We start from the raw sequence: 22,079 nt of genomic DNA on the forward strand, positions 1-22,079 counted from the left end.
CTCCTAGAGATAGACGTCGTGCATCCGCTCGTCGAAGTCCCGCACGACCTTGGGCGGTGAAGAAGTGGCGAATGACCGCCGAAGTGCTCGGCTCCGCTCGATGACTCGTCCCGAGCGGTAGCGGATTCCGATCTCCAGGGCTTGCATCGCCAATGCGAAGGCTGCCTCGATCCGTCCTGCAGCCAGATGTCCTGCCGCGATGTCCAGCATCAGAAGTGCTCGCTGCTTCGTATGACCGGTGGAGAGGGCGGGGCCCGTATGGTCCGTGACCCAGGCGGACAGCCCGAGCTTCGCGCCGCAGGTCACTCGGACGCTCGCGACCTTGGTCTCATCGAAGCCGAACACCCATGGCCACGGTGGTGACTCGTCCGCAGCACCGGGCAGAGCTGCTGTTCGGCTCCGGGTCAACGCGTGGTCGGCGCTCCGGTGGTCGCCGGCCGCCGCATGGCCGAGGGCTTCCACGGATGACAGCCATGCCTCGGCGACGGCAGGTGGCCCGGGCCGTAGGACGCCACGAGCTCGCTTCGAAAGGCTGATCGCCTGTACCCCGTTGCCGGTGTGTGCCTCGAACTGGGCGAGACTTCCGAGCTGGTAGGCCATCAGGAGCGCGTTTCCGCCTGATCGTGCGGCCTTGACGGCAGCCCCGTAGAACGATCGGGCAGATCCGTGGTCGCCCATGTCCCATGCCAGCCATGCATTCAGGCTCGCCGCCTCGCTCGCGACGGCGGCGAGCCCGACGCGATGTCCGGCGCTCGGCGCCGCTCCGACCAGGCCTTGGATCAGCCGGAGATGAGAGCGGGCCGCATCGGCGAGGTCTCGGGAGGGTGTCGATCCGTCCAGCCGGCGATAGGAGGCCGTGGCAAGGCGGAGAGCGGCAGCCTGCTGTTCGGCTTCATCGGTGGGGGCGCCGACGGCGCCGAGTGCCGGGGACAGCGCGAGTGCTGCTGCGGCTCCCAGGAATTGACGTCGCTCCACGCTCTCGGTCTCGATTCGTGCCTGTGCCGCGGACTCGGCCAAGCCGAGCAGCGGGCCCGGGATGCCCAGGTTCTGAGATGCCTGTAGCAGTACATCCATGGCGTACGAGCCGATGCCCCGCTTCTCCAGGCGCGAGATCGCCGATTGCGACAGACCGCAGGCTTCCCCCAACTGCGTCTGCGTCATGCGGCGATGGATTCGCGTCAGCTCGATGACCCTGCCGTAGTTTCCGGTCCGGGACGCCTCCCTGACCGCTGCCGAATTCCAGTTCAACGGCCCACCCAACGCTACGAGCTCCGTCATGCCAACGGACGCACTCCTAAGCGCCGCCCGCATACCTGTATGCGGGCGGCGCATGATCAATGCTCTCACGGCCGTGACGGATTGTTGACTGTCCGTAAGAAGTTGCCTGTGTGTCCGGCGGCTCGGTGCCCGCCGAGGCGCCGGACACACGGCTTCGCGCGGGCAGTGACGTGCCCGGTCGGCTTGGAGGGACTCCATGGTGATCAGTCCGCTGAGTAACGCCCGCTTTCCGGTTCCGTTGGAGTGGGGCGTGCCGCCGGGGGCGGACGCCGTGCCGGGGGCGCGTCGGCTGGTCGTGGCGATTCTGCGGGAGTGGGGCGTGCCGCTGACCGAAGACGGTTTCCAGGAGGTGGAGTTGTGTGCGAGCGAACTCATCGCGAATGCACTGCTCCACGCGGGGGGCCGGTGTGTCGTGACGGTCCGGCGGGTCGGGGGGCGGGTGCGGGTGGAGGTCGCCGATCGTTGTCCGGGGCTGCCGCAGCGGGAGTGCGACGCCGAATCGACCACCGGGCGAGGCCTGGTGCTGGTGGAGGCACTGGCACACGCCTGGGGGTGGGACCAGGCGCCGGTCGGCAAGGTGGTGTGGTTCGAGTACCCGGAGAACGCCGAAGCGCCGTGCCCCACGCACGGGTGGGGCACGGCGCAGAGTCTCAACTCGCTCTACGAGGTGGCGTAGTGGCGCTCACGGCGGCCCCCGCTCAGGACGGGCCGAAGAAGCTGTCCAGGATCCGCTGCGCGGCCAGCCCCGCCGGCAGCGTGCCCGCCCGCACCTGGGCCTCCAACTCTCCGCTCAGCCTCCGCACTTCCGGGTCCTCGTGCAGCCGCGCGTACAACTGGTCGTGGACCATCGCCCAGGTCCACTCGACCTGCTGCTCCCGCCGCTTGGCCGCCAGTGCGCCCGTCGCGTCCAGCACCTTGCGGTGCTGCTGCAGCCGCTCCCACAGGACGTCCAGCCCGGCCCCGTCCCGCCCGCTGCAGGTCAGCACCGGCGGCGTCCAGGCCGCGTCCGGCGGCTGCAACAGCCTGAGCGCGCCCGCGAGTTCACGTGCCGCCGCCTTGGCGTCCCGCTCGTGCGGGCCGTCCGCCTTGTTGACGGCGATGACGTCCGCCAGCTCCAGCACGCCCTTCTTGATGCCCTGGAGCTGGTCGCCGGTCCGGGCCAGGCTGAGCAGCAGGAAGGTGTCCACCATCCCCGCCACGGCCGTCTCCGACTGGCCCACCCCCACCGTCTCGATCAGCACCACGTCATAGCCCGCCGCCTCCATCACCACCATGGACTCCCGGGTGGCCTTGGCGACCCCGCCCAGCGTCCCCGAGGTGGGCGACGGCCGGACGAACGCCGCCGGGTCGACGGCCAGCCGCTCCATCCGGGTCTTGTCGCCCAGGATGGACCCGCCGGTCCGGGTGGACGTCGGGTCGACGGCGAGCACGGCGACCCGGTGCCCCGTGCCGGTGAGCATGCTCCCGAAGGTGTCGATGAAAGTCGACTTGCCGACACCGGGCACGCCCGTGATGCCGACCCGGACCGCCCCGCCCGCGTGCGGCAGCAGCCGTTGCAGCAGTTGCTGGGCGAGCACCCGGTGGTCGGACCGGCTGGATTCGACGAGGGTGACGGCGCGCGCGATCCAGGCGCGCGAGCCGTCGAGGACACCCGTCACGTAGCTGTCGAGGTCGATCGTCCGAGGAGGCATGCGATCAGGCGATCACAGCTCGTGGCCGAGATCGGCCGCCAAGGACGTCAGCAGGTCGTACGCCGCGTCCGGGATGACCGTCCCGGGCGGGAACACCGCCGCCGCGCCCGCCTCGTACAGGGCGTCGAAGTCCTGCGGCGGGATCACCCCGCCCACCACGATGGTGATGTCCTCCCGCCCCGCCGCCGCGAGCTCCGCGCGCAGCGCGGGCACCAGGGTCAGGTGTCCGGCGGCCAGCGAGGAGACGCCCACGATGTGGACGTCCGCCTCGACGGCCTGGCGGGCCACCTCGGCCGGGGTCTGGAACAGCGGGCCGACGTCGACCGTGAAGCCGAGGTCGGCGAAGGCGGTGGCGATCACCTTCTGGCCGCGGTCGTGGCCGTCCTGGCCCATCTTGGCGACCAGGATGCGGGGTCGGCGGCCCTCGGCCAGTTCGAACCGCTCGACCAGGTCGCGGGTGCGCTGGAGGGACGCCGACGGGCCCGCTTCGTCTCGGTACACACCGGAGATGGTACGGATCTGGCCGGAGTGGCGGCCGTACACCTTCTCCAGCGCGTCCGAGATCTCGCCGACGGTGGCCTTGGCCCGGGCCGCGTTGACGGCCAGGTGCAGCAGGTTGCCGTCCAGCGAGCCGCCGCGCTGCGGGCCGGCCTCGGCGGCCCGGGTCAGCGCGTTCAGCGCGTCCTGGCAGGCGGCCTCGTCGCGCTCCTCGCGCAGCCGCCGGAGCTTCTCCAGCTGCCGGGCCCGCACCGAGGAGTTGTCGACCTTGAGGACGTCGATCTGCTCGTCGTTCTCGACCCGGTACTTGTTGACGCCGATCACCGGCTGGCGGCCGGAGTCGATCCGGGCCTGGGTGCGGGCGGCGGCCTCCTCGACGCGCATCTTGGGGATGCCCGCGTCGATCGCCTGGGCCATGCCGCCGGCCGCCTCGACCTCCTGGATGTGCTGCCAGGCCCGGGTGGCGAGGTCCTGGGTCAGCTTCTCGACGTACGCCGAGCCGCCCCAGGGGTCGATCACCCGGCAGGTGCCGGACTCCTGCTGGAGCAGCAGCTGGGTGTTGCGGGCGATCCGGGCGGAGAAGTCCGTCGGCAGGGCCAGCGCCTCGTCGAGCGCGTTGGTGTGCAGCGACTGGGTGTGGCCCTGGGTGGCGGCCATCGCCTCCACGCACGTCCTGGTCACGTTGTTGAACACGTCCTGGGCGGTCAGCGACCAGCCCGAGGTCTGCGAATGGGTGCGCAGCGAGAGGGACTTGGCGTTCTTCGGGTCGAACTGCCTGACCAGCTTGGCCCACAGCAGCCGGGCCGCGCGCAGCTTGGCGACCTCCATGAAGAAGTTCATCCCGATCGCCCAGAAGAACGACAGCCGGGGCGCGAAGGCGTCCACGTCCAGCCCCACGTCCAGGCCCGCGCGCAGGTACTCCACCCCGTCGGCCAGGGTGTAGGCCAGCTCCAGGTCGGCCGTCGCACCGGCTTCCTGGATGTGGTAGCCGGAGATGGAGATCGAGTTGTACCGGGGCATCTTCTGCGAGGTGTACGCGAAGATGTCCGAGATGATCCGCATCGACGGCTGCGGCGGGTAGATGTAGGTGTTGCGGACCATGAACTCCTTGAGGATGTCGTTCTGGATGGTCCCGGCGAGCTTCTCCGGCGGCACGCCCTGCTCCTCGGCCGCGACGATGTACAGCGCGAGCACCGGGAGCACGGCGCCGTTCATGGTCATCGACACCGACATCCGGTCCAGCGGGATGCCGTCGAAGAGCTGGCGCATGTCGTAGATCGAGTCGATGGCGACGCCCGCCATGCCGACGTCGCCGGTGACCCGCGGGTGGTCGCTGTCGTAGCCGCGGTGGGTCGGCAGGTCGAAGGCGACGGAGAGGCCCTTCTGGCCGGCCGCCAGGTTGCGGCGGTAGAAGGCGTTGGACTCCTCGGCGGTGGAGAAGCCGGCGTACTGGCGGACGGTCCACGGCTGGTTGACGTACATGGTCGGGTACGGCCCGCGCAGGTACGGGGCGATGCCGGGGTAGGTCTCCAGGAAGTCCAGGCCGGCCAGGTCGGCCGCGGTGTACAGCGGCTTGACGGCGATGCCCTCGGGGGTGTCCCAGACCAGCTCGTCGGCGTCCTTGCCGGTGGACCGGCGCCAGGCGGCCTGCCACTGCTCGTCGGTGACGTCCGGGCGGGCGTCGCCGCCGTCCAGCCCGATGCCGGTGAAGTCGGGGATCATCGCGCCACTCCAATGAGGTCCAGCAGGGAGGTGAGGACGGTGACCGCGTTCCCGCCCGCGTGGATGAACTCGTCCACCCCGGCGGGCGGTTCGGCGAGCCGGCCGGCCAGCAGCACCCGTCGGGCGCCGGCCGCCTTCAGCGCCTCGGCGACGGCGGCGGCGTGCTCGCCGTACAGCGCGTCGCTGGAGCACAGGCACGCGACGGTCGCCCCGGAGGCCCGGAACGCCTCGGCGAACGCCGCCGGATCGACGCCTTCCAGGGCGGTGGTCGCGATGCCGCCGGCCTGGAACAGGTTGGCGGCGAAGGTGGTGCGCGCGGTGTACGCGGAGGCGCCGCCGATCGAGGCCAGGAACAGCTTCGGCCGGGCGCCGGTGGCGGCGAGGAAGGCGTCCGAGCGGTCCCGCAGCGCCTCGTACGCCTCGGCGCGGCGCACCCGCGGCAGGCCGCCGGTGCGCTCGGCCGGGGCCGGCTCGCGGACCAGCGGCTGCTCGTCCAGGTGCGGGAACTCGCTGACGCCGGTGACCGGTTCGCGCCGCTTGGCGAGCTTCACGGAGCGCTCGGCCCAGGTCGCGGCGATCCGCTCGCCGACCAGTCCGGAGGCCAGCGCGGCCTGCTGGCCGCCGGCCCGCTCGATCTCCTGGAACCAGGCCCACGCGGCCTGCGCCAGCTCCTCGCCCAGCTGCTCGACGTACCAGGAGCCGCCGGCCGGGTCGATCACCCGGGCTAGGTGGGACTCCTCCAGCAGGATCGCCTGGGTGTTGCGGGCGATCCGGCGGGCGAAGGCGTCGGGCCGGCCGAGCGCACTGTCGAAGGGCAGCACGGTGACGGAGTCGGCGCCGCCGACCCCGGCGGCGAGGCAGGCGACGGTGGTGCGCAGCATGTTCACCCACGGGTCGCGGGCGGTCATCATCACCGGGGAGGTGACGGCGTGCTGGCGCTGCGCGGAGGCCTCCGCGCCGGCGCCGGAGACCTCCGCGACGCGGGCCCAGAGACGGCGCGCGGCACGGAACTTGGCGATGCTGAGGAACTGGTCGGCGTCCGCGGCGAAGCGGAACTCCAGCTGGCCGAGCGCGGCGTCCACGGACAGGCCGGCGGCGGTCAGCGCACGCAGGTAGGCGACGCCGGTGGCCAGGGCGCAGCCCAGCTCCTGGGCCGGGGAGGCGCCCGCCTCGTGGTACGGCAGGGCGTCCACGGTGAGGGCCCTGAGGTTCGGGTACCCGGCGGCGCAGCGGGCGGCCAGCGCGGCGGCCGCGGCGAGCAGGGCGTCCGTCCCGGCGGCGGAGCCGGTCCGGGCCTGGAGGCCCAGCGGGTCGGCGCCGAGGTTCCCGGCGGCGGAGCCGGGGGAGACCTCGCGCTCCTCGTAGAGCCTGAACAACTGCTCGGCCGCTGCGGTGAATTCGGGTCCCGCGTCGAGTGCCACCGCGGCCAGGTCCAGGTACACCCCGGCGAGCGCCTCGGGCAGTGCGGCGACCGGCAGGCCCGCACCGCCGAGTTCCAGCCAGAGCGAGGTCACCCCGTGCTCCAGGTCGGCCAGGGCGGCCTCGTTGACGCGCCGGGCGTCCGGGTCGGCGTGCCGCTGGCGGACGTCCCACCCGGCGACGGCGGAGCCCTGCGGCCGGGCGCCGCGGACGAACGGCGGGAAGCCGGGGTAGCCGGGCTCGACGGCGGTGTCCTCGGCGGTGTACAGCGGGCGGGCGCGCAGCCCGTCCGGGAGTGCGGTGGTGAGTGCCTGCTCGGCGGCGGCGCCGTCCTCGGGCTGGGCACCGGACTTGCGCAGCACGCCCTCGACGAGCTGCTGCCACTGCCCACGGTGCGCGGCCGGGAACTCGGCGGCGAGGGGGAGCCCTTCGGGCGGGACCTTCATGTCCGCAGGTTAGCGCTCGTTCGCATGGCGACAGGAGGGGCGTCGCGTGTGACCTTGTTCTCGATTTGGCGTGTTTTTGGCACCGGCCGCGCACTCCGTCCGGCGGGGAGTGCCGCGGGTGGCCGACCGGGTGTCCGGGAGTGTCCGCAAGAGTGCCCGGATCAGGGGGATTGCGGAACCCCGGCCCTCATCTATTAAGTTACTTCGAAGAAGACGGGTGGGGACGGCATCCCCCGTACGGCTCCGCCCGTCTTCGACGACCCTTCGTGTCCTCCCGCGCCCTCTCGCGTGCCCGGACGTGCCCGTGGGTGCCCGGCGTCCACGGGCGCCCGGGGGTGCCCCGGTGAACGTGCGTGCGTCCCCCGACCGTTCCCCGGGTACCGGCGAAGAGCGTCACCGGCGTCACCGAAGGCCCCCCGCCCGTCCCCCGAAGGAGAGCCCACCCCGATGGGAAAGCGCCGCAAGCCCAGCCCCCCGAGCCGGGCCCGCATGGCGGTCCTCACCACGGCGATGGCCGGCGGCGCGGTGCTCGCCGCCGGTACCGCCCACGCCGAGCCGGCCCCGAACCTGGCCTCGGTCAAGGAGCAGGTGGACAAGCTCAACGAGGAGGCCGAGCAGTCCATCGAGCAGTTCAACGGCTTCCAGGACAAGCAGCAGAAGCTCCAGGGCGAGGCCAACCGGATCCAGGAGAAGGTCGCCCGCGGTCAGGAGGCGATGAACGAGCTGCGCACCCGGCTCGGCGCCGTCGCCGCCGACCAGTACCGCAACGGCGGCATCGACCCCTCGGTCCGGCTGATGCTCGACTCCGACCCGGCCGGCTACCTGGAGCGCGCCGCGGCGCAGAACCAGGTCGCCGACAGCCAGTCGGCCCTGCTCAAGCAGGCCCAGGAGGAGCAGCGCAGGCTCGACCAGGACCGCGCCGAGGCCACCGCCACGCTCGCCCAGCTCGACTCGGTGGGCACCGAACTGACGGCCAGGAAGCAGCAGATCCAGGCCAAGCTCGCCCAGGCCCAGGCCACGCTCAACAAGCTCAGCGCCGAGGACCGCGCCAAGGTCAACGCCCAGCAGTCCGCCGAGAAGGCCAAGGCCGAGGCCCGGCAGGCGGCCGAGGCCGACCGCGCCTCCCGCGGCGCGGCCCGGACGGACCTCGGCACCCCGGCCCCGCCGGCCAGCGGCCGGGCCGCCGCGATCGTCCAGTTCGCCTACGCCCAGCTCGGCAAGCCGTACGGCTGGGGCGCCACCGGCCCGAGCAGCTTCGACTGCTCCGGCCTCACCGGCGCGGCCTACCGCTCGGCCGGGGTCAAGCTGTCCCGGATGTCCCAGGACCAGTGGAACGACGGCCCGCGGATCTCCCGCGACGCCCTCCAGGCCGGTGACCTGGTGTTCTTCTACAACGACATCCACCACGTCGGGATCTACATCGGCGACGGGAAGATGATCCACGCTCCGCGCACCGGCAAGAACGTCGAGGTCCTGCCGATCTCCGCGATGCCCTACATGGGTGCCGTCCGCCCGTAGCCGTCTGCCCGTAGCCGTGTTGCCTCTGGCCGTCTGCGCGTGGCTGTCTGTGCGCAGCCGTCTCCGGCCGGACGGCGTCGGGCCGCGGCGGACCGGGCCGGGGGTCAGCCCCCGGCCAGCCGTTCCAGGGCGAGGGCCCGCGCCGGGTCGGCGAGGCCGCACTCCCGCCGGACGGCGGCGTCGTGGGCGGCGGCCAGGGCGTCCAGCCGGCGCAGCCGGGTGCGGCCCTGACGGGAGAGGTGGGCGCTGATCCGGCGGCGGTCCTGGTCGCCCTGGCGCCGGTGGACCCAGCCGTGGTCGGCCAGTTGGTCGACGAGCCGGCTGAGGCTCGCCTGCGGGATCAGCAGGGTCTGGGCCAGTTCGCCCATCGGGTGGCCCGCGCCGTCGGCGAGGGCGCGCAGCACCCGCCACTGGTCGACGGTGCAGCCCTCCTCGGCCAGGGTGGCGGCCAGGCCGGAGGACAGCCGGCGGTGGGCCAGCGCGACCAGTTCGACCAGCAGCGGCCCCGGGGCGGTGTCGGCGGCCCGCGGTGCTCCGGCCGGTGTGCCGGTCGGTGCTGCGGTCGGTGCGGCGTCGCTCGAAGCCATCCGTTCCTCCCCCTCCGGTCCGTTCCGGAGCCCGTCCCGGGCTCCGCCCGAGCCTCGTCCACGAGGCCCTTTCCCGGGACCGACATCACGACGATACTCGCACGGGTGAGCGTCGAGGCCGTACTGATCGATCCGCTCGAAGCACTGCACTCCGCGCGGGACGGCGGGGAGGGAGCGGCGTTCCGGGTGGGCCTCGTCGTGCCGCAGTCCGGCCCGCTGGGCCTGACCGGGCCGTCCGCGCTGGACGGCGCCCTGCTGGCCGCGCACGAGGTGAACGCGGCGGGCGGTGTGCTCGGCCGGCCGATGGAACTGGTGCTGGTGGACGGCGGCGGCACCCCGGAGCGGGTCGCCGCCGAGGTGCGGCCGCTGCTGGCCGCGGGTGCGGTGGACGCGCTGGCCGGCTGCCACACCAGCGATGTGCACCGGGCGGTCGAGGCGGTCGCTTCCGGCCGCACCGCGTACGTCTACACCCCGCCGCACGAGGGCGGCTCCCGGCTGCCCGGGGTGCTCTGCACGGGCATCGATCCGCTGTCCCAACTCGGCTCGGCCATCCAGGAACTGACGGAACATCACCGCATCGGACGCTGGGCGTTCGTCGGCAACGACTACATCTGGCCGCGCTCCGTCCACCGCGCCGCCGGCGCCCTGGTCGCCCGCGCCGGAGCCCGGGTGGTGCTGGAGCGGCGGGTCCCCTTCGGGGCGGTCGAGGGGGCGGTCGAACCGCTGCTGGACGCGCTGCGCGCCAGCCGGGCGGACGCCCTGCTGCTCAGCCTGATCGGCCGCGACCAGGTGCACTTCGGCCGGGCGCTGCGCCGCAGCGGACTGGATCGCCGACTGGTCCGGCTCTCCGGGGCGCTGGAGGAGAACGGCCTGCTGGCGCTCGGCGGCGACGACACCGGGCTGCTGTACGCCGCGATGCCGTCCTTCGCCACGCTGGACGAGGACCGCCGGCGCGGGATCGCCGAGCGGCACCGGGCGCTGTGCGGGCCGTGGGCGCCGGTGCTGGACGCCTACGCGGTGGGCCTGCACGACGGGCTGCGCCTGCTGGCCGAGCTGGCCGCCCATCGGTCCCTGGCCCCGGACCGGCTGGTCCGGGCCGCCGGCCGACTGCTGGCCGCCGAGGCCCGCCCGGTCCACCTGGCCCGGGCCGACGGTCCCGACTTCGCCGTCCTGCCCTGACCCGGCGCCCGTGCCGGGCATCCGCATCCACGGCCCGTATCCACCACCCGCATCCACCACCCGTATCCGGCGCCCGAACCCGCCACCCGTGCCCACCTGGCGGAACGGCGCGACAAAACCCTTCCATCTGGAAATACTTTCCTCTACGTTCTCCCCACACACCCGCAGGGTCGTCACGGAGAGAGAGCACCATGGCCGACACACCCGCGCCCCGGAGCATCGAGAGCTACGGCTACCGACAGGAACTCCGCCGCTCGCTGACCTTCACCGACCTGCTCGTCTACGGGCTGGTCTTCATGGTGCCGATCGCCCCCTTCGGCATCTTCGGCGGCGTCTTCCAGGGCTCCGGGGGCATGGTCGCCCTGGCGTACGTCCTCGGCATGGTGGCGATGATGTTCACCGCGCTGTCGTACGCCCAGATGTCGCGGGCCTTCCCGATGGCCGGCTCGGTGTACACCTACGCGGGGCGCGGCATCGCGGCCCCGGTCGGCTTCCTGTCCGGCTGGATGATCCTGCTCGACTACGTCCTGGTGCCGGGCCTGCTCTACCTGATCGCGGGCGTCGCGATGAACTCGCTGGTGCCGTCGGTGCCGGTCTGGCTCTGGCTGATCGGCTTCGTGCTGCTCAACACGGTGGTCAACTACCTGGGCATCGAGACCACCTCCAAGGTCAACAAGGCGATGCTGATCGGTGAACTCGTCGTGCTGGCCCTGTTCGTGGTGGTCGGCGTGATCGCCCTCGCCGCGGGCAAGGGCCGGGGCTTCGACCTCACGCCGCTCTACAACGCCCACACCTTCTCCTGGAGCCTGGTCTTCGGCGCGGTCTCGGTCGCCGTGCTCAGCTTCCTCGGCTTCGACGGGATCTCCACCCTCTCGGAGGAGAACCGGGATTCGGCCAAGGCGATCGGCCGGTCGATGGTGGCCGCGCTGCTGCTGGCGGGCACCCTGTTCATCGTGCAGACCTGGGTGGCCTCGTTGCTGGTGTCCGACCCGGACACCCTGATCCGGGACGGCGATCCCGACGGCACCGCGTTCTACGACGCGGCCCGGACCGCCGCGGGCGGCTGGCTGGCCACGCTCACCGCCGCCTCCACCGCCGTGGCCTGGGGCTTCGCCAACTCCCTGGTCGCCCAGGCGGCCACCTCGCGGCTGCTGTACGCGATGGCCCGCGACCGCCAGTTGCCCGCCTTCCTGGCGAGGATCCACCCCACCCGCCGGGTGCCGGTCAACGCCACCCTGCTGACCGCCGGGATCTCCCTGGTCCTCGGCCTCTACACGGCCTCGCGCCAGGACGGCATCACCCTGCTGAGCACCCTGGTCAACTTCGGCGCGCTGACCACCTTCCTGGTGCTGCACGTCGCGGTGGTCGTCCACTACCTGGTGCGGCAGCGCAGCAGGGACTACTGGCGCCACCTGATCGCCCCGGCGATCGGCTTCGCGATCCTCGCGTACGTCGTCGTCAACGCCAACATCGCGGCCCAACGGCTCGGCTTCGTCTGGCTGTTGATCGGCGCGGTCGTGCTGACCGGGCTGATGGCGACCGGTCGCCGGCCCCGACTGGCCGTCACCGAGACCGAGTCCACCGCGGACACCACCCCCGAGGAGAGCAAGTGAGCCTGCCCGAGACCCTCCGGCTGACCCCGGCCCCCGAGGACTACGCCTACACCTTCGGCGGCCGGGCCCCGCTGGTGACCGTCCGGCCCGGCACCGTCGTCGAGCTGAGCACCGAGGACTGCTTCGGCGGCAAGGTGCGCGGCACCGGCGACCTGCCCAGCCAGGTGTGCGTCTTCCCGTACCTCAACCCGGTCACCGGGCCGATCGCGGTGGCCGGTGCCGAGCCCGGCGACCTGCTCGCGGTGCACTTCGTGGAGATCACCCCGGCCCGCGACCACGGCATCTCCAGCACCTTCCCGCACTTCGGCGCGCTCACCGCGACCCACACCACGGCGATGCTGCACCGGCCGCTGGAGGAGCGGGTCTGGGTCTACGACCTGGACGTCGCGGCCGGCCTCTGCCGGTTCCGGGCCCGCCACGGCGAGTTCACGGTCGACCTGCCGCTCGACCCGATGCACGGCACGGTCGGCGTCGCCCCGGCGGCCGGCGAGGTGCTCGCCTCGATCACCCCGGGCGCCCACGGCGGCAACCTGGACACCCCCGAGATGCGGGCCGGCACCACGGCCTACTTCGGCGTCAACGTCGAGGGCGGCCTGCTCGCCATCGGCGACGGCCACGCCCGCCAGGGCGAGGGGGAGGTGTGCGGGACGGCCGTGGAGGCGGCGATGCGCACCACCGTGATCGTCGACCTGGTCAAGGGCGCCGGGCCGGCCTGGCCCCGGCTGGAGAACGACGACTACCTGATCAGCACCGGCTCGGCCCGCCCACTGGAGGACGCCTTCCGGATCAGCCAGCACGACCTGGTCGGCTGGACCGGCGGCCTGCTCGGCCTGGACCAGCTGGACGCCTACCAGCTGGTCAGCCAGGCCGGGCTGGCCCCGGCGGCGAACGTCTGCGACACCAACTACACGATGGTCGCCAAGCTGCCGAAGTCCGTGCTGGGCCGGGCCCGCGCCTACGACGGCCTGCACGACCGGCTGCGCGGAACCGCGGCGGCCTACCTGCGGCACCGGTAGCCCGCGCCGGTCCGGGCGGAAGGCCGGCCCGGACCGGCCCCGGCCTTCCGGACCGGCCCAGGCCTTCCGCCCGGGCGCTACGGATGCGGTGCGCAGGCCAGCAGGTACGGCGCCACCGGCAGCGTCAACACGGCGATCCGCCAGCCCAGTTGGCGCCGTCGGCCGCCGCCCGGCCGGGCCAGCCGGCGGACCCGGGCCAGCACCCCGGTGGCGGCGACCCCCAGGCCGTGCCCGGGGGCCGCCCCGGAGCCGGCCAACGCGCAGAGCGCCGAGGCCAGTTCACTGCGGGACACCTCCGCCAGCGCCGCGTCGTCCGCCGCCATCTCCAGCAGCAGCGCCACCTCGGAGCGCCCCAGCCGGGCCAGCGGCAGCGGCCCCAGCAGCAGTGCGAAGGTGTCGGCGGGCAGCCGGAACAGGTGGTGGCGGCCGCGGATGTGCCCGTGCTCGTGGGCGACGGCCGCGGTCAACTGCCGTTCGTCCAGCAGCCGTAGCGCCCCGCGCGACAGCACCACCCGGGAGCGCCGCCCGGGCAGGCAGTAGACGGTCGGGTGGGCGTGCTCCAGCACGAGCGCGCCCCAGCGCCGGTCCCGTACGGCGACCACGTCGAGCACCGCCCGGTGCCGCCGCCGGGCCCGCCGGGCCCGGGCGCCGACGGCGGCCAGGACGGCGGTGAGCGCCGCCCCGGCGGCGGACAGCTGCCACCAGTCGTGGGTGTGCGGGACGACCGGGCCCGGCCGGTCGGTGTGGGGGAGCAGGCCGATCAGCCCGGCCGGGTCGTGCGCGGCGGGCTCGACCGCGTGGTGGGCGGCGAGCACCAGGGCGACGGTGAAGGAGGCCATCAGGGCCAGCCACAGCGCCGCGCCGAGGGCCGGGCGGGCCTGCAGCCGGGCCTGGAGGGTGGGGGAACCGGCCAGTCGGCGGGGCAGCAGGACACCGGTCGCGGCCAGGTAGAGGCCGAGCAGCAGGAGCGTCACCCGGCGTCCCGGGCCTTCACCTGTTCGAGGGCGGCGAGCAGCGCGGACGCCTCGTCCCCGCTGATCCGGTCGACGAACCGGAGCAGTGCGCCGGCCCGGTCGGGGGTGGTCTCCAGCGCCTGGTGCATCAGCTCGGCGGTGTACGCCTCCCGGGTGCAGGTCGGTTCGTACACCCAGGCGCGGCCGACCTTGTCCCGGCGCAGCCAGCCCTTGGTGTGCAGGATGTCGGCGACGGTGGTCACGGTGGTGTACGCGACCGCCCGCTGCTGCTGGAGGTCGTCGACCACCTCGCGCACCGTGGCCGGTCGGCCCCAGGACCAGAGCCGGTCCATGATCTCGGCCTCGAGATCGCCGAAACCCCGTAGCACCGCCCTCGTCTCCCTCGCCGAACCGGTCGCCGGCGCCCTTCGCCCGCTGGAACGCGGCCCATGGTACGGCGCACGTCGGGCGCCCGCCTCCGGGTGACGGAGACGGGCGCCCACGGGGTCCGGGTGTCGCCAGGGCGGTGCCCGGGTGGTGCGCGGCCGGTGCTCGACCGGTGTTCAACGGGTGCCGGAGGCGCCCGACCGGTGAGCGGGGGAGCGGGACGCCGGCTCAGGAGAGCCGTCGGCCGGGCGACACCCTGGAGCGGGTGAACAGCGCCGCGAGCAGCCCCGCCACCACCGGCAGCACCAGCACGACCAGCAGCAGTTCCCCCCAGGGCGCGGTGAGCATCATCGGCTTCGCCCCGAACCCGCTGGCCCGCGACTTCAGCAGTCCCACCGCCGGGACGAAGCCGTTGGCCGCCCCGAGCAGCGCCCCGAGCAGGGCGATCAGCGCGCACTGCAGGCCCGCCATGGTCCGGCGGATCCGCGGCGGGGCGCCGACCGCGGCCAGGGTGGCCTGGTCCTGCCGGGAGTCGGCGGCCGCGAGCCCGGTGGCGATCCCGGCGGCGCCGAGCACCACCAGCGCGGCGAAGCCGCTGAGCGCGAGGGTGAGCGCGTCGCCCTTGGACTGGTAGCCGCGCTCGACGTCCAGCTGGGAGTAGTGGTCCAGCTGGGCGGCGACGGCCGCGGCCCGCTGCTGGGCCTTGCGGTCCGGCGGCGTGGCCGGGCGCCAGACCGCACCCTGGGGTTCCGAGGCGAGGCCCAGCTTGGCCAGCGCGGAGACGGGCATCAGGCCCTGGGCGAAGCGGGCCGCGTCCGGGGCGTCGACCAGCACCGCGTCCACCGGGACCTCCTGGAGGTCGGGCTTGGGGATCTGGCCGGGCTGCACCGGTCCGCCGCCGCCCCCGCGCAGCATCAGCACGGCCTTGCCGTCGGCGCCGATCAGCGTGCGGTCGAAGACCAGCAGCTTCCCGGCGGCCAGCGCCTGCTCGGCCGCCGGGTCCCGGAGATCGAAGAGGTTGTGCAGCAGGGTCGCGTCACCGGTGGCCAGGTGCGGCGGTGCACTGAGCGTGTGCCAGTCCACCGGGCCCTTGAGCTGGACGGCGCTGGAGCAGTTGTCGCAGAACTTGTAGACGACCTGGCCGACGTCGGCGCGCGGGCCGAGCCCGGTCAGCTCCTTCTCCACCGCGGCCGGGAGCGCGGCGGCCTGCGGCCCGTCCCGGTGGCTGGTCAGCTGCACGGCGCCGTACGGGGCCTGCGGCCGGTAGTCGCGCCGGTTCTCGGCGTCGGTGCTGGTGCTGTACACCCCGATGGCGACCGCCCCGGCCACCGCGGCCATCACCGCGGCGACGGCGGGCGCGGTGCGCGAGCGGTTGCGGGCGGAGTCCCGCAGGGCCAGCCGGGGGCCGAGCGGCAGCCCGCCGGCGAACCGGCCGAACAGCGCGACCAGCAGCGGGGTGCAGGCCAGCAGCCCGAGTTCGGCGGCGACGGAGCCGCCGAGCACGGTGAGGGTGCGGGCGTCGTAGCTGCTGACCACGGTGCGCCCGTGGTTCACCGCGCCGGCGCCGTACATCGCGATCGCGCCGCCGGCGAGGATCAGCGCCACGCCGACCACGGTGACCAGGCGGTTGGGTGCCCGGACGGTGTCCCGCCCGGTCAGCCCGGCGGTGACGCTGCGCCGGGCTGCCTGCCAGGCGGGCAGCGCGGCCGCGAGCAGTGCGGTGACCACGCCGATCCCGGCGATCGCCAGCAGGTCCAGCGGGGGCAGGGCGAAGTGTCCGAAGCGCGCGCCGCCGAACTCCTCGATCACCGGTTGCAGCACGGCGACCACGGCGGTGCCGACGGCCACGCCGACGGCCGCCCCGGCCAGGCCGAGCACCAGCCCGCCGCCGAGCACCACCGCGCCGATGTGGGTGCGCCGGCCGCCCGCGGCGCCGAGCAGGGCGAGCTGGCGGCGGGAGCGGCGGGCGCCGACCGCGAAGGCGGGCCCGGCCAGCAGGGCGACCTCCAGCAGTGCCATCCCGGTCACGGTGGCGACCACGACCTTGGTGCTGTTGCCGGCGGCGGGGTCGTGGTAGACCCGGGAGTCCCGGTAGTAGGGGACGGCCCCGTCCACCGGCGGGTCGAGTGCGACCGACCGCGCGGTGAGGGTGTAGCCGTGGGCGTTGAAGGACTGGACCGCGGCCCAGTCGAGGACGGCCCCGCCCGGCAGGTGCACCAGCCAGGAGCTGTGCCCGCCCTTGCCCGGCGCGGCGCCCGGCTGCGCGGGGTCCGCGGCGGCGGCCAGCGGGTCGAGCAACTCGCCCGGCCTGGCGACGAGTTCGACCCGGCCGAGCTCGTCCGGGTGCTCCACGACGCCGGTGATGGTGAAGGTGGTCCGCTCCAGGCCCTGGACGGTGGTGGTGCCGCCGAGCGGGATCCCGGAACGGTCCAGGAAGGCCTGGGTGGCGGCCAGTTCGTGCGGGGCGCCGGGGGCGCGGCCCTTGACCAGGTCGATCCGACCGTGCCAGACCGGGTCGGCGAGGTCGGCCTCGGTGGTGAGGGTGCGGACCAGGCCCTCGGGAGAGGTCGCCCCGGTCTCCGGTCCGGTCCGGACGGCGGTGAGCCTACTGCCGTGCGGCAGCAGCGAGTTGACCAGGGCGGCCGGATCGGAGACCGCGTCCTTCAGCTGCTCGGGGGTGGGCTGCTGCCCGGGGCGGGGCGGGACGACGAAGGCGCCGTCCTCGGCGACCGGGGCCTGTTCGACGGCCTGGCCCGGGCTGAGCGCGGTGACCAGCGCGTCCGCGCCGCCCACCACCCGCTCGACCCGTTCGGCCGGGCTCAGCTGCCCGCTGCGGTGGACCACGTCGGCGCCGGTGACCCCGAGGACGGGCAGCGCGATCATGGCCAGGATCAGGGCGCTGCGCCCCTTGGCCCGCAGCGCGTCGCGCCGGGCCACCCGCAGCGCGACCTTCCATGCTCCGAGCTTCACCGGGTCACCCCGCCGACCTGCTGGGGCCGGTGGACGGCCGCCTGGCAGCCGCCGGAGCGGCGTCCGGCGCTCTCCGAGGCGACCGCGCCGTCCCGCAGGTGGACCACCCGGTCCGCCCAACTGGCGTGCGAGGCCTCGTGGGTGACCATCATGGCGGCCGCGCCGGCGTCGCAGCGGGCGCGCAGCACGGCGAGCACGGCGTCGCCGGTGGCGGAGTCGAGGGCGCCGGTCGGTTCGTCGGCGAGGACGAGGCGCCGTTCGCCGATCAGGGCGCGGGCGATGGCGACGCGCTGCTGCTGGCCGCCGGACATGTCGTCGGGGAAGCGGTCGGCGAGTTCGCCGATGCCCAGTTCCTCCAGCGCGGCCAGCGCCTCGCGGCGGGCGGTGCGGCCGGAGACGCCGTCGAGTTCGCGCGGCAGGGCGATGTTCTCGGCGGCGGTGAGCGCGGGGATCAGGTTGTAGTCCTGGAAGACGTACCCGACGGAGCGGCGCCGCAGGTCGGCGAGCTTGCCGCGGCTGAGGCCGCCGAGGCCGACGCCCTCGACCAGGACCTGGCCGTCGCTGGGCAGGTCCAGCCCGCCGGCCAGGGTGAGCAGGGTCGACTTCCCGGAGCCGGACGGCCCCATGACGGCGACGAACTCGCCTGCGTGGACGGTCAGGTCGACCCCGCGCAGGGCGTGCACCTCGGCGGCGCCGCGGCCGTGCACCCGGGAGACCCCGGCCAGCTGCAGGACGGGCGCGGGCCGGCTCGGATCGGTGTGGGACACAGTTCCCCCTCGTGAGCTGTTCAGCTGCATATGTCGGTGAACTATATATGCCGGGAGGGGATGCACAAGTCGTCCGGGATTCGGTCAAGGTTCTACAAAGGTGTCGACGTTCGGCCGAAAAGGTGACATGGAGCGACCGCCCCGGGGCTATGCTTTTCGAGGTTTGAAAAGGCACCTCGTTCGGTGAGGCGTCTTCACGGACACAGGCCACTGACCCGACGACGTCGAGAGACGCCCAGGTTCAGGACAGGTCTTCCCGAGTTAAGGGTTGACCCCAAGTGGCTTCCGGCCGATCCGGCTGGACACGCCGTGGAGTGCCAAAGCTCTGACGAGTTGGGGTGGACCGGTCCCTCGCGGCCGGTGTGCTCCTTGCCGTGTCGTGATGCGGCGCACAGACGGTGCGCCCCCGACCGGGAGGAGGCGAGAGACATGGACTGTGATAGTCCGGGCCACAGTAGCCCCTACCCCCGCATGCTCTCGAACACCTCCGGCACGCGGTAACAACCTTCCCTGCGCGTTCACCCAGGTCTTCGTCGTGCGCCCGAGTGCGCCCCGACGCAAGCCGCCTGACGCACCGTCATGCCCGCACGGCCGCCGCCGCTCAGCGTCGCCGTACGGCGCGGACGTCGTGTGCGCCGACGTGCGCCCGCAGGGAGGATCGCTGCTGCGTGCCCCCTGTCGCCCCCTCCAGGAAGGGGGCAGGGAGGCCCCGCCATGACCAACGTGATGCTGGACCCGAAGGTTCCCGCCGCTCCCGCCGCGGCCCGCTCCGCCGTCCTCGACGACGCCCACGTGGGCGACATCAAGGGTGCCCTCGGCACCATCAAGCTCGACGACTCCACCCCCCGCAGCGGACTCTCCGCCCGGATCAAGACCCTGCTGGCGATCGTCGGCCCCGGCCTGATCGTGATGGTCGGTGACAACGACGCGGGCGCCTTCTCCACCTACGGCCAGGCCGGCCAGAACTACGGCACCCAGCTGCTCTGGACGCTGGCCCTGCTGATCCCGGTGCTGTACGTCAACCAGGAGATGGTGCTGCGCCTGGGCGCCGTCACCGGCGTCGGCCACGCCCGGCTGATCCTGGAGCGCTTCGGCAAGTTCTGGGGCGCCTTCAGCGTCATCGACCTGTTCCTGCTGAACGCCCTGACCCTGGTCACCGAGTTCATCGGCGTGACACTCGCGGCCGGCTACCTGGGCCTGCCCAAGGTCGCCTCGGTGATCCTGGCGGCGGCGATCATCATCGCCTCGGCCTTCACCGGCTCCTTCCAGCGCTTCGAGCGGGTCGCCGTCACGCTCTGCGTCGGCTCGCTGCTGCTGGTGCCGATCTACTTCATGGTCCACCCGAAGACCTCGCAGATGGCCCACGACTTCGTCGTCCCGCAGATGCCGGGCGGCTCCGGCCAGCTCGCGGCCGTGATGCTGGTCATCGTCTCCATCGTCGGCACCACCGTCGCCCCGTGGCAGCTGTTCTTCCAGCAGTCGTACGTCATCGACAAGCGCATCACCCCGCGTTTCATGAAGTACGAGAAGGTCGACCTGTGGATCGGCATCGCCATCGTGATCATCGGCGCCGCCGCGATGATCGGCTTCACCGCCGCCGCGTTCGCGGGCACCGACGGCTTCGGCCAGTTCTCGGACGCGGCCGCCGTGGCCAAGGGCCTGGAGGACAAGGCCGGTCACCTGGTCGGCGTGCTGTTCGCGATCGCCCTGCTGGACGCCTCGATCATCGGCGCCTTCGCGGTGTCCCTGTCGACCGCCTACGCGATCGGCGACGTCTTCGGCATCAAGCACTCGCTGCACCGCGGGGTCAAGGGTGCCAAGGGCTTCTACGCGGTCTACGCCGGCCTGGTGGTGATCGCCGCGGCGATCACCCTGCTGTCGAACGACTACCTGCAGGGCCTGATGACGCAGTTCGTCCAGGTGCTGGCCGGGGTGCTGCTGCCCTCCGCGACCGTCTTCCTGCTGCTGCTCTGCAACGACAAGGCCGTGCTCGGCCCGTGGCGCAACGGTCCCAAGACCAACGCCTTCACCTCCGCCGTGGTCGGCGTCCTGGTGATGCTGTCGCTGATCCTGACCGCCGCCGTGGTCTGGCCGGACATCAGCTCGGACGCGATCCTGTGGATCATGGCCGGCTGCGGTGTGGCGGGCGTGCTGGTCGCCGGGTACTTCTTCGTGGCCGGCCGCTCCGGCACCAAGGAGGACCCGATCGACCGTGCCGGTCGCGAGGAGTGGCGGATGCCCCCGCTGGAGACGCTGAGCCGTCCGGTGATGTCCACCGCCCGCAAGGTCGGCATGGGCGCCCTGCGCGCCTACCTGCTGATCGCGATGATCATGGTCATCATCAAGATCGTCCAGACCGCGCTGAACCACTGATCCGCCGAGCGGAACCCGGACGGACGGGTGGTGGGCGGCAGCTCGCCACCCGTCCGTTCCACTTTCCGTGTCCGTTTCCCTTTCCGCGTCTCTTTCCGTTTCCGTGTCCGTTTCCCCGTGAAGGCCTCCCCGGGAGGCCTTCCCCCGTGAAGGAGGTGCCGTCGTGCACACCCTGACCACCGTCGAGTTCCTGGTCCGGCTGGCCACCGGCGTCGCCTGCGGCGCGCTGATCGGCGTCGAGCGCCAGTGGCGGGCCCGGATGGCCGGTCTGCGCACCAACGCCCTGGTGGCCGCCGGCGCCACCCTGTTCGTCCTGTACAGCGAGGCGGTCGGCGACACCGGCAGCCCCACCCGGGTCGCCTCCTACGTCGTCTCCGGCATCGGCTTCCTCGGCGGTGGCGTCATCCTGCGCGACGGCGCCGGCGTCCGCGGCCTCAACACCGCGGCCACGCTGTGGTGTTCGGCCGCCGTCGGGGTGCTCGCCGCCTCCGGCAAGCTGGACCTGGCCGTCTTCGGCACCCTCGCGGTGCTCGCCGTCCACGTCGTGCTGCGCCCGGCCGGCCGGCTGCTCGACCGGGCCCCGCAGGCCGGCAGCGACCCGGACTCCACCAGCCGGGCCACCGTCCACCTGGAGTGCGACCGCAAGTCCGAGACCCACATCCGCGCCCTGCTGCTCCAGGCCCTGGCCGGCTCCGGCCTCGCCCCGACCGGCCTGCGCGCCCGCCGCACCGAACAGGGCGACGCCACCAGCCTGCGGGCCACCGTCTCCGTCAACGGGCAGGTGGCCCCGGCGCTGGAACAGGTGATCACCCGGCTCTCGCTGGAGCCCGGCGTTCGGGACCTGCACTGGCATCTGGAGGAGGAGGACGAGGAGCGCGGCAACCCGGGGCTGGCCTGACGCGGTAGAACGGAGGGGCCGTCACACGAACCCTCCGGGAGCCACGATGCCGAAAGTCGACCCCGAACACGGACCGCTGGTCCCGATGCTGCTGGTGCTGACCCTGGTCACCGGCCTGGTGGACGCGGTCAGCTACCTGGAACTCGGGCACGTCTTCGTCGCCAACATGACCGGCAACGTGGTGTTCCTCGGCTTCGCCCTGGCCGGCGCGCCGGGCCTGTCCGCCCCCGCCTCGCTGGCCGCCCTCGGGGCCTTCCTGCTCGGCGCGCTGGCCGGCGGCCACCTCGCCCGGCACCTGCCCGGGCACCGGGGGCACCTGCTGACCGCCGCCGTCGCCGCCCAGGCGGTGCTCGTCGCCGCGAGCACCGTCCTGGCGGCGACGGTCGGCCACGACTCCGAGCCCGCCCGCTACACCCTGATCGGGCTGCTCGCCGTCGCCATGGGCGGTCAGAACGCGGTGGTCCGCGCGCTCAAGGTCCCCGACCTCACCACCACCGTGCTCACCATGACGATCACCGCCTTCGCCGCCGACCGCACCGGCCTGCGCCGCGTCGCCTCGGCGGCCTGGATGTTCGCCGGGGCGCTGCTCGGCGCGGTGCTGGTGCTGCACGTGGACGTGTCGGTCGCGCTGGCCCTGGCGCTGGTGCTGCTGGTCGCCGTCGCCGCCCTCACCCAGTGCGCCGCCCGGCCCGTCCCGGCCCCGGCCTGGACGGAACGCCGCTGAGGCCCGGCCCTAGGCCCCGCCGACCGGAGGCTTTTGACGG

At 73.3% G+C, this 22,079-nt stretch carries 17 protein-coding genes and 1 riboswitch; of the genes, 8 read left to right on the plus strand and 9 right to left on the minus strand.

Annotated elements, in window-relative coordinates:
• Window positions 1–3: 3 nt before the first annotated feature.
• Window positions 4–1,278: a helix-turn-helix transcriptional regulator gene (locus AB0O91_RS14205; protein ID WP_363431806.1), complete on the minus strand. Its 1,275-nt coding sequence runs from the start codon at window positions 1,276–1,278 to the stop codon at window positions 4–6.
• Window positions 1,279–1,474: 196 nt separating this feature from the next.
• Between AB0O91_RS14205 and AB0O91_RS14210 the strand changes: the two genes are divergently transcribed.
• Window positions 1,475–1,954 carry an ATP-binding protein gene (locus AB0O91_RS14210; RefSeq protein ID WP_363431808.1) on the plus strand — a complete coding sequence of 160 codons (480 nt, stop codon included), beginning with the start codon at window positions 1,475–1,477 and terminating at the stop codon, window positions 1,952–1,954.
• Window positions 1,955–1,976: 22 nt separating this feature from the next.
• Here the strand turns inward: AB0O91_RS14210 and meaB are convergent, their stop codons facing one another.
• From meaB to AB0O91_RS14225, 3 genes are read right to left on the minus strand one after another with little or no spacing between them, the layout of a single operon-like run.
• Entirely contained in the window at window positions 1,977–2,969 is a 993-nt protein-coding gene (meaB, locus tag AB0O91_RS14215) for a methylmalonyl Co-A mutase-associated GTPase MeaB (RefSeq protein WP_363431811.1), read from the minus strand.
• A 12-nt stretch (window positions 2,970–2,981) separates the two neighbouring features.
• The gene (gene scpA / locus AB0O91_RS14220; protein ID WP_363431813.1) at window positions 2,982–5,189 is read right to left on the minus strand and encodes a methylmalonyl-CoA mutase; all 2,208 of its coding nucleotides are present in this window, start codon (window positions 5,187–5,189) and stop codon (window positions 2,982–2,984) included.
• Complete coding sequence (locus AB0O91_RS14225) at window positions 5,186–7,054, minus strand: methylmalonyl-CoA mutase family protein (protein ID WP_363431816.1); 1,869 nt, start codon at window positions 7,052–7,054, stop codon at window positions 5,186–5,188. Before AB0O91_RS14225 ends, scpA begins: the two co-directional genes overlap by 4 nt.
• 447 nt (window positions 7,055–7,501) lie before the next feature.
• Here AB0O91_RS14225 and AB0O91_RS14230 point away from each other — a divergent pair, with 447 nt between their 5' ends.
• Window positions 7,502–8,572 (plus strand): NlpC/P60 family protein, encoded by a 1,071-nt coding sequence (locus tag AB0O91_RS14230; RefSeq protein ID WP_363431818.1) that lies wholly within the window; start codon window positions 7,502–7,504, stop codon window positions 8,570–8,572.
• A gap of 104 nt (window positions 8,573–8,676) precedes the next feature.
• Here the strand turns inward: AB0O91_RS14230 and AB0O91_RS14235 are convergent, their stop codons facing one another.
• Complete coding sequence (locus tag AB0O91_RS14235; protein WP_363431820.1) at window positions 8,677–9,159, minus strand: helix-turn-helix domain-containing protein; 483 nt, start codon at window positions 9,157–9,159, stop codon at window positions 8,677–8,679.
• Window positions 9,160–9,264: 105 nt separating this feature from the next.
• Between AB0O91_RS14235 and AB0O91_RS14240 the strand changes: the two genes are divergently transcribed.
• From AB0O91_RS14240 to AB0O91_RS14250, 3 genes are all read left to right on the plus strand, one after another.
• Complete coding sequence (locus AB0O91_RS14240) at window positions 9,265–10,338, plus strand: substrate-binding domain-containing protein (protein WP_363431823.1); 1,074 nt, start codon at window positions 9,265–9,267, stop codon at window positions 10,336–10,338.
• Window positions 10,339–10,529: 191 nt separating this feature from the next.
• A complete protein-coding gene (locus AB0O91_RS14245; protein ID WP_363431825.1) occupies window positions 10,530–11,951 on the plus strand; it encodes an APC family permease in 1,422 nt (473 codons plus the stop codon).
• Entirely contained in the window at window positions 11,948–12,967 is a 1,020-nt protein-coding gene (locus tag AB0O91_RS14250; protein WP_363431828.1) for an acetamidase/formamidase family protein, read from the plus strand. Before AB0O91_RS14245 ends, AB0O91_RS14250 begins: the two co-directional genes overlap by 4 nt.
• 77 nt (window positions 12,968–13,044) lie before the next feature.
• On the opposite strand, the gene AB0O91_RS14255 is transcribed toward AB0O91_RS14250, so the two are convergent.
• The 4 genes from AB0O91_RS14255 to AB0O91_RS14270 form a co-directional block, all read right to left on the minus strand.
• A complete protein-coding gene (locus tag AB0O91_RS14255; protein ID WP_363431830.1) occupies window positions 13,045–13,941 on the minus strand; it encodes a M56 family metallopeptidase in 897 nt (298 codons plus the stop codon).
• The gene (locus AB0O91_RS14260; protein ID WP_363431993.1) at window positions 13,938–14,273 is read right to left on the minus strand and encodes a BlaI/MecI/CopY family transcriptional regulator; all 336 of its coding nucleotides are present in this window, start codon (window positions 14,271–14,273) and stop codon (window positions 13,938–13,940) included. Before AB0O91_RS14260 ends, AB0O91_RS14255 begins: the two co-directional genes overlap by 4 nt.
• Window positions 14,274–14,535: 262 nt before the next feature.
• Complete coding sequence (locus AB0O91_RS14265) at window positions 14,536–17,277, minus strand: FtsX-like permease family protein (protein ID WP_363431833.1); 2,742 nt, start codon at window positions 17,275–17,277, stop codon at window positions 14,536–14,538.
• Entirely contained in the window at window positions 17,274–18,044 is a 771-nt protein-coding gene (locus AB0O91_RS14270; protein WP_363431836.1) for an ABC transporter ATP-binding protein, read from the minus strand. Before AB0O91_RS14270 ends, AB0O91_RS14265 begins: the two co-directional genes overlap by 4 nt.
• A gap of 168 nt (window positions 18,045–18,212) precedes the next feature.
• Window positions 18,213–18,389: riboswitch (M-box (ykoK) riboswitch) on the plus strand.
• Between the two features lie 369 nt (window positions 18,390–18,758).
• Between AB0O91_RS14270 and AB0O91_RS14275 the strand changes: the two genes are divergently transcribed.
• From AB0O91_RS14275 to AB0O91_RS14285, 3 genes are all read left to right on the plus strand, one after another.
• On the plus strand, window positions 18,759–20,417 hold the full coding sequence (locus AB0O91_RS14275) for an NRAMP family divalent metal transporter (RefSeq protein WP_363431839.1): 1,659 nt from the start codon (window positions 18,759–18,761) through the stop codon (window positions 20,415–20,417).
• Window positions 20,418–20,580: 163 nt separating this feature from the next.
• Window positions 20,581–21,315 (plus strand): MgtC/SapB family protein, encoded by a 735-nt coding sequence (locus tag AB0O91_RS14280; RefSeq protein WP_363431841.1) that lies wholly within the window; start codon window positions 20,581–20,583, stop codon window positions 21,313–21,315.
• 46 nt (window positions 21,316–21,361) lie between these two features.
• Window positions 21,362–22,039: a YoaK family protein gene (locus AB0O91_RS14285; RefSeq protein WP_363431842.1), complete on the plus strand. Its 678-nt coding sequence runs from the start codon at window positions 21,362–21,364 to the stop codon at window positions 22,037–22,039.
• The last annotated feature ends 40 nt before the right edge of the window (window positions 22,040–22,079 follow it).

Source organism: Kitasatospora sp. NPDC089797, from assembly GCF_040684795.1.
Classification (GTDB): domain Bacteria; phylum Actinomycetota; class Actinomycetes; order Streptomycetales; family Streptomycetaceae; genus Kitasatospora.

Bases quoted from the DNA above. Each gene is read 5' to 3' on its own strand.
- AB0O91_RS14275 (WP_363431839.1), top strand. From the start codon at position 18,759: ATGACCAACGTGATGCTGGACCCGAAGGTTCCCGCCGCTCCCGCCGCG.
- AB0O91_RS14210 (WP_363431808.1), top strand. From the start codon at position 1,475: ATGGTGATCAGTCCGCTGAGTAACGCCCGCTTTCCGGTTCCGTTGGAG.
- AB0O91_RS14235 (WP_363431820.1), bottom strand. From the start codon at position 9,159: ATGGCTTCGAGCGACGCCGCACCGACCGCAGCACCGACCGGCACACCG.
- AB0O91_RS14205 (WP_363431806.1), bottom strand. From the start codon at position 1,278: ATGACGGAGCTCGTAGCGTTGGGTGGGCCGTTGAACTGGAATTCGGCA.
- AB0O91_RS14225 (WP_363431816.1), bottom strand. From the start codon at position 7,054: ATGAAGGTCCCGCCCGAAGGGCTCCCCCTCGCCGCCGAGTTCCCGGCC.
- AB0O91_RS14260 (WP_363431993.1), bottom strand. From the start codon at position 14,273: ATGGACCGGCTCTGGTCCTGGGGCCGACCGGCCACGGTGCGCGAGGTG.
- scpA (WP_363431813.1), bottom strand. From the start codon at position 5,189: ATGATCCCCGACTTCACCGGCATCGGGCTGGACGGCGGCGACGCCCGC.
- AB0O91_RS14230 (WP_363431818.1), top strand. From the start codon at position 7,502: ATGGGAAAGCGCCGCAAGCCCAGCCCCCCGAGCCGGGCCCGCATGGCG.
- meaB (WP_363431811.1), bottom strand. From the start codon at position 2,969: ATGCCTCCTCGGACGATCGACCTCGACAGCTACGTGACGGGTGTCCTC.
- AB0O91_RS14245 (WP_363431825.1), top strand. From the start codon at position 10,530: ATGGCCGACACACCCGCGCCCCGGAGCATCGAGAGCTACGGCTACCGA.
- AB0O91_RS14285 (WP_363431842.1), top strand. From the start codon at position 21,362: ATGCCGAAAGTCGACCCCGAACACGGACCGCTGGTCCCGATGCTGCTG.